This is a genomic window from Streptomyces sp. DvalAA-14 (assembly GCF_900091855.1).
Taxonomy (GTDB): Bacteria; Actinomycetota; Actinomycetes; order Streptomycetales; family Streptomycetaceae; genus Actinacidiphila.
The window spans coordinates 1-14,487 of record NZ_FMCH01000533.1; the positions used below are offsets into that span (position 1 = coordinate 1).

Genomic DNA, 14,487 nt, shown 5'->3' on the forward strand with positions numbered 1-14,487 from the left:
CCGGGCCGCACTCGCCATCAGGGCCAAGCAGGCCGCGCTGGCCGCGGCCCAGGCCCGGACCCAGCAGGCCCAGGACCCGTCGGCGCCCGCGACGGCCACGCCGGCCGCAGCAGCGGACGCGCAGCCGAAGCCCGCGCAGCCCAAGCCGGCCGACACCGTCACGGGGCAGTCGAAGCCGGGCGATCCGGCCGCACCGGCGGCCCCTGCCGTCGACCGGCCGGCCGTCGCCAAAACCAGGCTCGAAACGCTCGCGCGGAAGGCCAAGGACGAGGCGGCGGCCCAGGCGGCGCTGGAGGCGAAGTCGTCGCAGGTCGTGGCGACCAGCCGGGAGGTAGCCGCCGCCCGCGAGCAGGTGAACACCGCCGAGAAGGACGTCACGGCCACGACCGCGGCCGAGCGCAAGGCGTTCGCGAAGGCGGTCGCGGCCAGGCGAAGGAGGCGTCCGCCAAGGCGGGCGCCGATGCCAAGGCGGCCTACCAGGCCAAAGCGACCGCCGCCGCCAACGCCGCCCGGGAGGCAGCCGCCGCGCGGGCGAAGGCCGCGGCCGGGCCCGCCGCCAAGGACGGGGCACAGGACGCGCCTTCGGCCACCGCGCAGCCGGCCGTGTCGGTCACCAAGCCGGCCACGCCGGAGGACAAGATCGCGGAAGCCGCGCTGGCGAAGATCGAGCAGCAACTGCGCGCGGCCGAGGCGATGTATCCGGACAGCTCGGGCGCGGCGCCGCGGGCACGACCGGCGCAGACCGGCGCTGCCGACGCCCCCAGCCGGTCGGCTTCGGAACCGGCGACCGGCCGGGAGGCCGCCACGATCGCGGACGACGCGCGGGCGACGGCGGACGAGTCGCCCGGGCGGCAGCCCGCGGCGAGCGGGGAAGGAGCGGACGGATCCGGCGCCCGGAATCCTGCTCCGGCAGGCGCCCCGACCTCGGTCGCCATACCCCGCTTCGTGTCGCGGGACCAGCTGTCCTCGCGGAACGTGGGTACGGCCTTCCTGCCGTCCTCCGACGACGTGATCATGCTGGGCGGCCTGTACAACTTCCGCACCAACCGGATGCTCCTGGACGGCAGGTGGCGTGACGCGGAAGGTGTCGCGGACTGGATCCGCCGCTGGACGGCCTGGGACCCGGAGTCCCCGGTCCCGGTCGTCCTGGTCGCGGGGCAGGCCGGGCGGGCGCAACCGCTGGTCGGTTCGCCGGCGTTCGCGAGGGAGGTCGCCCAGCACCTGAACGGGCTGCTGATCGCGCCCATCGGGCATCCGGTGGACTTCGACGGGACCGACATCCTCGCCGGTACGCCGGTGCCCGACGGCAGGGGTGGGCTGGTCCTGCAGATCGGCGACGGGAGGGGCTGGGCCGGGTTCGCCCCGGAGGCGCCCGACGTGCTGCTCGGTCACGATCTCGGGGCCGAACTCGGCGAGCTGGGCATCGACCTGCTGCCGCCCGAGCACGTCTCCGAGGTGCCGACGGTCTGGAGTTTCGGCCCCGAGGCGCCGGCGCGGATCGCCGTCTACCCGCTTCCGGCGTCCGCTGCTCCGGCGGGCGCCGCCGAGGCCGTCTCCGACGTCACCTCCGACTCCGAGTCCGCGTCCGACACCCCCTACCGACACCCCCTCCGACTCGGACTCCGCGCCCGAGGCCCCATCCGACATCACCTCCGACTCCGAGTCCGTCGCCCGGCAGGACGACGCCGGGCCCTCGGTGGTGACGAGCGGCCCCTCGGCCCCGGTCAGGCCGAACGCCGGGCAGACGCCCGCGCCGATCGTCTCGGCGCCCGCGGACCCAGTCGCGGACCTGTCCGCGAACACTCCCGCCGGGCCGGCCTCCCCGGCCGGGCCGTCCCCGGCCGCCGCGCCGGAAGCGCTGCTGCCGCCCCTGTCGCTGCTGACCTTCGACGAGGACTCCGAACACCTCACCGACGAGCAGACCGGCGAGATCTCCGCACTCGCGCGGCAGACCGCCGAGGTCGGGATGCGGGACATCCGGGCCGGGCTCCCGGCGCCACGCATCACCATCACCGTCACCAGCGCCGAAAACGGCAGCGGCCAGCCGCCCGGGACAGCCGGCGAGCACCCGGTGCGAACCGTCGCCGAAGCATTCCGTGTCGAACTCGCCCGCCAGTTGGCCGCGGTGCAGAACGACGTGGACGCGGGCCTGGTCACCAGCGGCGGCGAGGACGACATCGGCGTCGACGCCTTCCCGATCACGGTGCAGGATCGCGGCCACGGGCTTCCGGCCGACCGTGGGCCCGCGGGCGCGGACACTCCCGCCCACCGGCCGCGGGCGGCGATCGGGATCGCCCGGTCGCCCCATTCGGTCGCGGTGGAGCGCCTGGACGCGCTGCGCGCCGCCGACCCCGATCCGGGCCTGCGCACCATCGCGTCGGACGCGCTCGTCCGCCGGATCCTGCACCGGACCCCGGACAGCACGGTGGGAGCCGCCGAGCGCACCGAGCTGTACACGCTGGTCGACGCGGCGATGGCGGACGGCCGGGCGAAGAGCCTCGCGCAGCTCGGCGCCCACCACCTCAAGCAGCAGGGGGCGTTGTCCGCCGCGACCCCGGTCACCGCCATCGGTGGCGCTCGGGTGGGCATCAACTTCACCGCCGTCCCGGTCTCGGACATGGTCACCTCGAAGTACGACCTGGTTCGCGGCGGACGCCGCAGGCGCCAGCTGCCGCTCTACCAGCCTCGGCCCGGCAGTCCCCGCCCGTACCTCGTGCTGGCCGACGGGAGCCACGAGGAGGTCCAGGTCCCCTGGTCCGACGGCTCCCGCCACGCGGTGCCGCCCGAGGAGTTCGCCGAGCTGCTCGCCATGGTCCCGGGTCTGGCCGCGCTCGCCGACGGGATTCCCCTGGTGCTCATGGTGCCGCGGGCCGGCGCGGAGGGCCTGCGGCTGCCGCGGGCCGTCGCCACCGCGACCGACCGGACCGTGTGGGCCCACAGCGGTACCGCGTGGGTGGACCGGAGCCCGGAGACGATGCAGAACCGGATCGCCGTGTTCGACGGCTGGCCGACGGGGAAGACCCCGGCGGGGAGCTGGATCGCCAGCCGCCCCGGCTACCAGGCGCACGGTACCCGGGGCTGGATCCGCACGGTCGACAACCGGACGGTCTCCGACGACGAGATCAGCAGCATGACCATCGCCTCCGCCGGGCAGCCCATCGGCCGGGCCATGTTCGACGACGACGACATGGTGCTCCGGGAGGTCTTCTTCGAAGGTCTCCCGGACCACCAGGAGTCCTTCTCGATCGACCCGGTCGCCAACACCGCGCTGGCCGGCCCGCAGCCGCTGCCCTGGGCCGGCCAGAAGCCGTACTACCTCTACCTGCACGGGCTGCCGGGAAGGCTGAGCCTGCGCTCGAAGGCCGGTGCGCCGGTCAGCGCGAGCGGCGATCAGGTCGGCGGCTATCTCCAACGGCGCCCGAGCGTGCAGCGACTCGACGCGGACCAACCCATCGTGCTCATGTCGTGCTGGGCCGACACCCCTGCGGACGAAGCGGCGCTGACCACCTACTACGGCAACTACGCCGGCCGTCCCCCGTTCATCGCCGACCCGCTCGACATCATCAGCGCCGCCCAGTCGGTGGCCAACGCCACCCGGCACACCGTCTTCGCGCCCGACCGGATCCACGCCTTCCACAGCCAGAAGCAAGCGGTCATGGCCACCGCTCTGAACGAGTCCGGCGTGTGGCGGGAGCTGCGGCCCGAGCCGCTGGACGACGCGCTCGACGAACTGGCCGGGGTGGCCGGGCTGGTCCCCACGCCGGGGCCCGCGGGCGCGCAGACGCGGGAGACGACGCTGCGGCTGGTGCGGGCGCTGCGCCAGACGTTCGGCCCCGCCGTCGAGGACGACAAGGACGACCCGGCCGGCGCGTACCAGGAGCTGCTGCGGGGCATCGGCGCGCTGGAGAGCATGCGCGCCAACGACCAGGGGCTGGACCGGGCCGGGCAGTTCACGCTGGACCTGCTGGACCGCGCCGCCCGGTCCCACCTCGGGCGGGCCGGTACGGACAAGCCGTGGCCCGCCCCGCTGGAGCGAGCCGATGTCCGGGCCGTGCTGCTGGCCGCGGGAACGCGCCTGGACGGGGCGGCCGGCACCGCCCTGCGTGACTTCGCCCCGCTGCCCTCGCTGGACCAGGCGCTCCACTTGCTGGACGAGGGGGACCAGGACCAGCGAGCCATCGACGTCCTGGGCCTGAACGCCAACAGCTGGGTGAGCGGCGACGACTGGCAGCGAGTGGTCTGGGCGACGGTCAAGGCGGTCGAGAGCGCCCACCACAGCGGGCCGGACTGGCAGGCCGCCGCACAGCGGATGCTGCACCTGGACGCCCGACCCGACGCCGCGGACGAAGCGCGGCGGGCGGAGCTGCTGTGGACGGTGGCCGGCGCGGCGGCGGCCGGCCGTGATCCGGGCAACCCGAACGCGGTCGCCGCGCACCACCTGGAGCTGAACGGCGCGCTGTCCGAGAAGACGCTGATCCTCTCGCCCTCGGGCTGGGAGATGGGACGGAACTGGACCGGCAGGCCCATCACGGGAACGATGGTGACCGACAGCTATGTCGTATCCCCGGACGGTTCCCTCGGCCACGGCACGGCCCAATCCGCGCCGTGGAACAGGACAGAAACGAAGCCGGGCGTGCTGCCCACCGCCTACTTCGTGGTGGCCGAGGGCCAGCACACCGACGCCGTCGACATGCCGTGGCCGGACGGTACCCGCCGCCGGGTGCCTTCCGCCGAGATCGCCGAACTGCTCGCGAACACAGCCGACTTGCTGCCCCTGGCGGCGCACGAGGTCCCCATCGTCCTGGTCGGAGTCAGCAACGTCGGGATGGCGAAGGAGATAGCCGCGCGGGAGGCGGCGGCCCGGACCGTCCAGGTGCCCGCGGGGCCGACGAAGCTGGTGCACGACCCCCAGAGCGGCCGGGACTTCCTCGTCCTGACGGGGGATCCGGCGTCCTCCACTCCGCTCAGCGACTGGGCGAGTGTGGTCCCTCCGGTGCCCGACGGGCCGCAGCCGCCCGGGACGCCGCAGACACCGCCTGCCTCGGCCTCTGCCCCGGCGGTCTCCGTCGTCACGAGCGGCGACGTCACGACCGAGGACGGCACCGGGTCGGCGCCGGCGCCGCGAAGCCTGTCCTCGGGCGCCGGACCCAGCCGTCCGGTGGCCGAGCCGTCGGCCGAGCCGGCCGCCCCCGTGGTGACCTCCCCCGCGGCCCCCCTCATCACGGGCAACGCGGCCGGTACGGTGGCGGACCCGGTCACCCAGGACCCGGCGCCGCAGCCGCTGACCCACGCGGCGCCCCCCGGGGCAGCCGGTCCCAGCAGCGACACACCGGGCCGGAGCGCTACCCGGGGCGGCGCCCCGTCCCAGGCGGGGCCCTCGTCCGCGGCCCCGGCGGCTCCCGAGGCACCCGGCGACGTCCTGCTCCCGCCGACCCGGTCGGTGGTGAGCTTCCTGCCGGGCCGCAAGCAGCTCGGCCTGGGCGAGTTCGGCGGGATCACCGCGCTGGCGCGGCAGGTGGCGGCGGCGGGTCTGCGGGAGAAACAGGCCAACCTCCCGGCGCGCCGGATCACCATCACCGGGTACGGCAACGGCCGCTGGTACACGCCGCTGGGCGTCGGCGAACAGGACGTGACAACGGGCCAGGAGCGGGCGCAGACCGTAGCCGACGTGTTCCGCGCCGAACTCGCCTACGAGTTGGACGCGTTGCAGGACGCCGCGGAGGCGGCAGCCGCCCGCGACGCATCGGACGCCGGCAGCCTCGCCGGCAGCGACGGATACGCGGGATCCATCGCTCCCGGCGCCGCCGGCCGGATCGGGATCGACGCTTTCACCATCACCGTGGCGAGCCGCGGCCGGGCGCTCGGCGCCGGCGGCCGGACGGGCTACGCCGACGCGCGGCAGCAGCGGCAGCAAGCGGTGATCGAGATCAGCCAGCCGCCCGGCGCGGCCGCCGTGGCGCGGCTGGCGGCGCTGCAGAAGGCCGACCCGCACATGGGCGACGATTTCGATCCGGAAGCGCTGCTGTACCGGACCATGAAGATCACCGTCCTGGACGTTCCGACCGCGTCCCACCACCGCGCGTTGACCATGCTGGCGGACGAGGCGACGGCAGCGGGGAAGGCGACGAGCCTGGCCGCCCTGCGCGCCTTCCACCTCGGGCAGCGGGGCGCGCTGGACCCCGATTCCCGGATCACCGCTCCGGGCGGAAAGGTCATGGGCCGCAACTGGACCGGGACGCCGATCAGCGACCTGGACACCACCTCCTTCGACGTCAGATCCGCCGCCCCGACGCCGCGACCGGCACTGTGGCATGCGCGACCGGGCGATCCCGAGCCCTACGTGGTGGTGGCCGACGGCGACGACGACCACGTCATGGTGCGCCTGCCCGACGGTTCCACCGAGTTGGCGTCGAGGGAGGACTTCGCCGAACTGCTGGCCATGGACCCGGAGCTGGCCGCGCTGCCCGCCGGGACGCCCGTGGTGCTGGTGTGGGGGAACGCCGGGGCGGGCGGCCTGGCACTGCCCCGGGCCGCCGCGACGGCGACCGGCAGGACGGTGTGGGCGCACAGCGGAATGGCCGGCGTGATCGAGGACCCGCAGACCAAGCGGCCCCGGATCACCGTCACCGACCTGACGGTGATCAACCGGCCGACGGGCCGCTGGATCGCCAGCGAGCCCGGCTATCCGGTGCCCGACCCGCGCGGCCGCACCCGCCTGCTCGACGAGTTCGGATCAGACGGCGACGCGGTCCCGGACGACGAGATCACCAGCTTCACCATTGTCTCGGGCGGGCGGCCGATCGGCCGGGCGCTGTTCAGCGACCGCGACTACAGCGTGCGGGAGGAGTTCTACGAAACCCTGCCCGACCACGCCGAGTCCCTGTACTGGGACAGCGTCGACGCGGTGGCTGCCGGTGGTTCCCAGCCGTTGCCGTGGGCCGGCCAGGACCCCTATTTCTTCTATCTGCACGGGCTGCCGGGCAGCTTGACGATGCGGCGGGGCAAGCGGGAGGCCCAGGCGTCCGGCGAACAGGCCGGCGGCTACCTGAAACGGCGTCCGAGCCTGGCGCGGCTCGCCCGCCAGGTCCCGATCGTGCTCGGGGCCTGCTGGGCCGACACGCCCGCGGACGCCCTCCCACATGTCAACGCGGCCGGCCGGCCGCCCTTTGTCGCCGATCCGCTCACGACCATCACGGCCGCCCAGGGGGTGGCCAATGCCACCGAGCGGACCGTGTTCGCCGCCAACCGGGTGACGTACAACCGGGGGACCTCGGGTCCGGACGCCGCGGTCATGGTCGCCACCACCGCCCTGAACGAGCCCGGCACCTGGCGGGAGGTGCGGCCGGAGCCGCGGGAGGACGAGCTCGACGCCCTGGCCGCGGTGGCCGGGCTGCTGCCTGCCACCGCCGGCTCCGGACCGGGGCAGGGGATGCCGGCCGAGCAGGCGCGGGAGGCGGCGCTGCGGCTGGTGCGGGCGCTGCGACAGACGTTCGGTGTCTCCGTCGAGGACGACAAGGACGATCCGGCCGGCACCTACCGGGCGCTGCTGCGCGGGATCGCCGCGCTGGACACCATGCGCCGCAACGACCCGGAACTGCGGGACGCCGGGCGGTTGTTCACGCTCGATCTGCTGGACCGCACCACCCGCTCCCACCTCCAGCAGCAGGGGGCCGGCAAGCCGCGCCCGCGGGCGCTCGATCCCGGCGACGTCCGGGCGATGCTGGCGGCGGCGGACTCCCGGCTGAGCGCCGCGCCCGGTACGGCCCTGCGCGACTTCGCCCCGCTGCCCTCGGTCGACAAGGCACTGAGCCTGCTGCGGGCCGACCTGGTCGACCTGGTGGGCAAGGTGCTCCACGAGGACGAAAGCCCCCTGCAGGAGATGGGGCCGGACGGCGTCTACGGGCCCACCGACACGGATCGGCAGCGGACCGTCTGGGCAACGGTCAAGGCCGTCGAGGCACTGGACAGCGCCGCGGACGTCGGCGCCCTTGCCGACAAGGTCCTGCACCTGGGCGGCGTCACCGGTCCGCCGGACGATGCCCGCCGCGCGGAACTGCTGTGGCTGGCCGCCGCCGCGGCGGCGGCCGGTACCGACCCGCACCACCCGAGCGCGCTCGCCGCCTACCACCTCAGCCGGAACGGCGCGCTGGCCCCGGCGACCCTGTTGCTCTCGCCCTCGCGCAGGTCAGCGGGCCGCAACTGGACAACGGTGCCCGTCAAGGGCGAGATGTCGACGGACTCCTATCTGCGGTCCCCGGACGGCACAGTCGCCACCGCCGTCGAGCGCCGGGCACCGTGGGAGCCGTTGGGACAGGCCGCCGATCAACCCCCCGCCTCCTACTACGTGGCGGTGGAGGCGAGCGGCAGCGGCCACGTCGCCATGCCCTGGCCGGGCGGCGGGACGCGCACCGTGCCGAGCGACGAGATCGCCGAACTGCTGCTGCTCGACCAGCACTTGAGCGGGAGGCCGGTGGACACCACGGTCGTCCTCGTCGGCGCCGACAGCCAGGAACTGGCGCGCGCCATCTCCGCCCGGACCGCGACCGCCCGGACCGTGACGATGTCCGACCGGTCGACCCGCCTTGTCCACGATCCCGGCAAGAAGACCAACGCCGTTCTCCTGACCTGGGTCGACTCGAAGTCGCCCGCCCAGGACGACTGGACCAAGGTGCGCCCGGGGCCGCCGCCGCAGCCCGCCGTTGCCGCCCCCGCCCCGCCCACGTCCCCGCCTGCCGGTCCCCCTGTCGCGCCGCCGATCGCCAACTCGGTGACGGCGGTCACCCGGGTGCGCTTCAGCGCGCCGGAAGCGCCGGAAGCGGCGCCGTCGGTGACCGATACGGCCGAGTCCGTCGTCACGACCGCGGACCGGGACGATGCCGGGTCCGGCGATCCGCGTGCGGACGACGTGTCCTCCATCGGGTCCGACCCGGACCTGGCCGATCCGCCGGACAAGGACGACATCCTTCCGGCGCGGGCCGGATCCGGCAGCGACCGGCAGGCGCCCCCACGCGTCTCCGGCGCGGCCGCTCCGGGCGGCGAGACGATCGCCGGGCCCTCGTCCGCGACCGCGGCGACCCCGGCGACCCCCGCGGCACCCGGCATCGCTCCGCTGCCGCGGCCCCGGTCGGTGGTGACCTTCGGGCCGGGTGCCAAGCAGCTCACCCCCACCCAGCTCGGCGAGATCTCCGCGCTGGCACGGCAGGTGGCGGTGGCGAGCGTGCGGGAGATCGGAGTCGATCTGCCGGCCCGCCGGATCACCGTCACCGGGTACGGCAACGGTCGCTGGTACACGCCGCTGGGCGTCGGCGAACGGGACGCGCGAACGGGTACCCAGCGGGCGCAGGCCGTAGCCGACGCGTTCCGCGCGGAACTCGCCGCGGAACTGCACGAGCTGCAGAACCCCCCGGTCGCGGTCGACCTCGACAGCGATGCCGACGTCGCCTCGGACGGCGGCCTGGGCGGCATCCCGGGCAGCGTCGCGGGCAGTGTCCCGGGCAGCTTCGCCGGCAGTCCGATGGGCAGCGACGCCGGCAGCGTCACGGGTGGTGATGCTGCCGGCCTCACGGGTGGTGACGCTGTCAGTGACGTCGCCAGTGACAGCGCCAGTGACGCGGGCAGCGCCGTTGACACCGCCGGCGACACCGGCAGCGACGGGGACGCCGAATCGTCGGCTCCCAGCGGTCCCGAGCAGATCGGCATCGACGCCTTCACGATCACCGTGGAGAGCCGCGGCCGGGCGCTCGGCGCCGACGCCCGGCTGAGCTACAGCGAGGCGCGGCTGCAGCGCCGCCAGGCGGTCATCGAGATCAGCCAGCCGCCCCACGCGGCCGCGGTGGCACGGCTGGCGGCCCTGCGGTTGGCCGACCCCGACCTGGCCGACGAGTTCAACCGGGACTCCACGGTGCGGCGGGTCATGCACGTCCCCGAGGACGAGGTGACCGAGGCCCACTACAGCGAGCTGTACACCCTGGTTGACGAGGCGATGGCGGCCGGCAGGGCAACCAGCATGGCCGCCCTGAGCGCCTATCGGCTCAAGAAGCTGGGCGCGCTGTCGGCCGCGTTCCGGACGACCGCTCCGGACGGGAGCACCACCGGCATCAACTGGACGCCGTTCCCGGCCGGCGACGTCGACACCGCCTCGTACGCCGTGGACACCGCACCCGGCACGCCCCGGCCGGCCCCGTGGCAGCGGCAGGCCGGCGGTCCCCGCCCCTTCGTCGTAGCGGCCGGCGGAGGGCACGACCACATCAGGATCGGGCCGTGGCCCGCGCATCCCGTCTTCCTGCCGGTGCCGTGGGAAGACTTCGTCGAACTGCTCTCCATGGACGAGGAGTTGGCGGCGCTCGGCAGCGATGTCCCCGTCGTGATGGTCGTGCGGGGCGGCGCCGGCGCGCAGGGCCTGGACATGCCGCGGGCCGCGGCCACGGCGACCGGCAGGACGGTGTGGGCGCACAGCGGCGACACCATGATCGTCGAGGACCCGCAGACGCACCGGGGCGGGATCGTCGTCACCGACAAGTCGGCGTCGCGGCGGCCGACGGGCGAGTGGATCGCCAGCGAGCCGGGCTATCCGGCGCCGGATCCCCAGGGCACGATCGACTCGCTCAGCGGCGCGAGGGACCAGGGCATTCCGGACCGGGAACTCGAGAGTTTCACCCTTGTCCGCGACGGGCGGCCGATCGGCCGGTCCGTGTTCGGCGACGAGGACCAGTTCGCGCGGACGCGCCTCTGGGAGGGACTCCCGGACCAGACGGTGTCGCTCCGGTTCGACTCCGTCACCGAGACGCTGCTGTCCGGCGTCGACGCACTGCCGTGGGCGGGCAAGGAGGCGTACTACTTCTCCCTGCACGGCCTTCCGGGTTCCTTCACGATGCGGCGGGACCATCGGAAGATCGAGGCGACCGGCAACGAAGTCGGCGGCTTCCTGAAGCGGCGCCCGAGCGTGCGGCAGCTCGCCGCGCACATCCCGATCGTCCTGGCGAGTTGCTGGGCCGATACGCCCGGCGACTACGACGGCGAGAAGCCCCACCTCAACACCGCCAGCCGGGCGCCGTTCATCGCGGATCCGCTGCGGACCGTCTCCGCGGCCCAGGCGGTGGCCAACGTGACCCGGCACACCGTCTTCGCCCCCGACCGGACCCACTACGCCGAGCACTTTACCGACAAGCCGTCGATGCACATGATCGCGGCCACCGCCCTGAACGAGCCCGGCGTGTGGCGGGAGCTGCGCCCCGAGCCGCTGGAGGAGGAGCTCGACGCGCTCGCCCTGCTGGCCGGGCTGCTCGCCGCCGCCGGGCCCGCGTCCGGGTCGGAGCCGGGGCTGCCGGCCGCGCAGGCGCGGGAGGCGGCGCTGCGGCTGGTGCGGGCGCTGCGGCGGACGTTCGGTGTCGCGGTGGAGGACGACAAGGACGACCCGGCGGGTACCTATCAGGCGCTGCTGCGCGGGATCGGCGCGCTGGAGATCATGCGGCGCAACGACCCGGAGCTGCGGGACGCGGGTCAGTTCACGCTCGAACTGCTCGACCGCGCCACCCGATCGCACCTCCGGCAGCACGGGACGGACAAGCCGCAGCCCGCGGCACTGGAGCCCGCCGACATCCGGGCGCTGCTCGAGGCGGCGCGGGCCCGGCTCAGCGGTGCGGCCGGCTCGCCCCTGCGCGATTTCGTCCCGCTGCCCTCGCTGGACGAGGCACTGGCACTCCTGGACGTCGACGACCTGACCGTCCTGGCCCGGCGGGTGCTGCCGGAAACCCGGCAGGAGCGGGGGCCGGACGGCGACTGGGTGATGGTCGACGGCGACCGGCAGTCGCTCCTGTGGGCGACGGTCAAGGCCGTGGAGGCGGTCGGCGGCGCCGCGGACCTGGCCGCTCTGGCGGACAAGGTGCTGCACCTGGGCGGCGCGGCCGGCCCGATGGACGCGGAGCTGCGCGGCCGGCTCGTGTGGCTGGTGGCGGGCGCGGCGGCGGCCGGCGCCGATCCGTACCACCCGAGCGCGCTCGCCGCCCACCATCTCGTCCAGCAGGGCGCGCTGTCGTTCACCACCCAGCTCTCCTCGCCCTCGGGCGCGTCGGTGGGTCGCAACTGGACGGGCAAACCCGTGCAGGGCAGGCTGCAGACCAGCTCCTACGTGCGCTCCACGGACGGCACCATCGCCGCCGGCACCCAGATCCGGGGACCGTGGGTCTCGGCGAGAGCGACCACCGGTCTGTCCTCCCCGGGCTACTTCGTGGTGGTCGACCCAGACGGCGCAGACCACATCGACATGGCGCTCCCCGGGGGGCGGACGCAGCGGGTGCCCTTCGACGAGATCGCCCAACTGCTCCTGCTTGACGATGACTTGAACGACCTGGAAGCGCAGACCCATGTCGTCCTGATCGGGACCGCCAACCCGGCGCTGCCCCGTGCCGTCGCCGACCGGACAGCGGCCGCCAGGAACGTGACGATGTCCGCGCAGCCGACCCGGCTGGTCCACGACAGCGGGGACGGCACCTACCGCGTCATGCTGACCCAGCCCTCCCGGGGGGCGGCCAGGCGGACGGACTGGACGGCCGTACGCCCGGGGCCGCCGCCGGGGTCCGCCGTTCCCGCGCCGCCCGCGCTCACGCCCGCCCCCGTCCTGCCGGTGCCGCGCTCCGGCGCCTCGCCGTCGGCGGCGGAGCCCGAGGTCCGCTTCGGCCCGCCGGAGCCGCCGACCGGCACGTGGTTCCCGGCCGGCACGTCCTCCCCGGCCGCCGAGGCTCCCCAGGACGCCGTCGTCGGGGCCGCCCAGGACGCAGCCGGTCCGTCCGGTGCCGCCGAGGACGCCGCCGCCGAGCAGGCGGCGATCCTGGCGGGCATCTACGGCGCCGAGATCACCGGCCACCGGATCTACCCCGCCCTGCGCCAGGCCGCCGCCCGGCTCGACACCCTGCGCCGGACCGAGCGCGAACCGGCCCTCAGCGCGGGCCCGTTGACCCTGGACGTGATCGACGCGGCCACCCGCCGGGTGCTGCTCCTGCCCGCGGACGAGCCGGTGACCGGCGAACACCGCGGCGAGCTGTTCCGGGTCGCGATGGACGAGGCCGTCGAACAGGCGGGCAGCCTCGCCGCGCTCGCCGCCTTCCACCTCACGCTCCGGGGCGTCTTCTCCACGGGCAGGACCCTGGGCGGGGCCGCCGACGAGCTGCGCGGGATGAACTGGACGGGCCTGGACGCCTCGGGCCTGGACGTCACCCAGGTGGGCGTGTCCGTCCCCGGGCCCGACGGCCGCCTGGCGCTGCGCGGCGACCCGACCACCGCCCGCTGGCAACGCCCCGGCGGCCCCGCGCCGTACACGATCGTCGCCTCCGGCGCGCACGACCACATCGAGGTACGCGGCTTCAAGGGCGCGGTCTACCAGGTGCCCAAGGACGTGTTCGCCGAACTGCTCGCCCTCGATCCGGCGCTGGCCGCCCTGCCCGCCGATGTCCCCGTGGTGCTGCTGGTCCCGCGCGCCGGGGGCGGCGGACTCGACCTGCCGCGCCGGGCAGCCGACCGGACGGGCCGGGAGATCTGGTCCGCGAGCGGCCACGTACGGATGGCCCGGCAGGATCCGGCCGATCCGGCGGATCCGATGAGGGTCTCCCTGGTGGAGGCCTTCGGCATGCGGCGCGGGGACTGGATCGCCAGCCGGCCGGGGCAGCTGCTCGACCCCGCCTCGGCCGGGGACGCGCCGGACTGGGAGAGCGAGGTGCTGACCCAGACCATCGTCTCGAACGGCAGACCGGTCGGACGGTCCGCGTTCGACGACGCCGAGGCCCCGAGGATGGAGAGCTACCTCCAGCACCTGGCGGACATGACGGAGCTCTGGCACCACAACGCGGCCACCGGCAACCGCACCAAGGACGACCGGCTCGTGCCGTGGACCGGGCGGGAGGTGTACTTCTTCGCCGCGCACAGCCTGCCGGGCGCGATGAACCTGCCGCTGCCCGGCGGCCGGGCCCGCACCACCCGCGGCCAGCAGATCGGGGGACTCCTCAAGCGCCGGCCGAGCCTGGTGGACCTGCCCGCGGACGGCGTCATCGTCATGGAGGCCTGCTGGTTCGCGGCGGCCGCCGACGGGGACGTCACGCCGGGCGGGGGAAGCCGGAGCCCGTTCGTCTCCGATCCGCTGGCGACCGTCAGCGACGCACAGCACGTATCCAACGAGACCGCGCGTACCGTATTCGGCTCCACCCGGCCGGCCGGCAACTGGAAGACGCCCGGCGGCTTCGTCCACACCCTGATGACCGATCTGCACGGGCGGCGGGGCCGGTGGCTGGAGTACCGGCCGGAGCCGACCGGGAACGGACTCGACGAGGCGGCCCGTGCCGCCGGCCTGCACACGGGTGAGGGCCCCGCCTCCCCGGCGGTCCGGGACCGGGCGCTGCGGCTGGTGCGGGCGCTGCGGCTGGCTTTCGGCGCGGGCGTCGACCAGGACGGCTCGTACCTGGACCTGCTGGCCGGCATCGGCGCGCTGGACAGGATGCT

Annotated in this window: 3 protein-coding genes; 1 reads left to right on the plus strand and 2 read right to left on the minus strand. The window is 74.9% G+C overall.

From position 1 onward, the window contains the following. Both GA0115240_RS28600 and GA0115240_RS28605 read right to left on the minus strand, forming a co-directional pair. The coding region (locus GA0115240_RS28600) for a hypothetical protein (RefSeq protein WP_370673381.1) at positions 1–378 on the minus strand (378 nt) is incomplete at its 3' end. Between the two features lie 95 nt (positions 379–473). After that, entirely contained in the window at positions 474–1,016 is a 543-nt protein-coding gene (locus tag GA0115240_RS28605; protein ID WP_141708995.1) for a hypothetical protein, read from the minus strand. Between the two features lie 683 nt (positions 1,017–1,699). Between GA0115240_RS28605 and GA0115240_RS28610 the strand changes: the two genes are divergently transcribed. Continuing rightward, positions 1,700–14,487, plus strand: a 12,788-nt coding sequence (locus GA0115240_RS28610; protein WP_141708996.1) for a lonely Cys domain-containing protein, incomplete at its 3' end; no start/stop codon positions are given.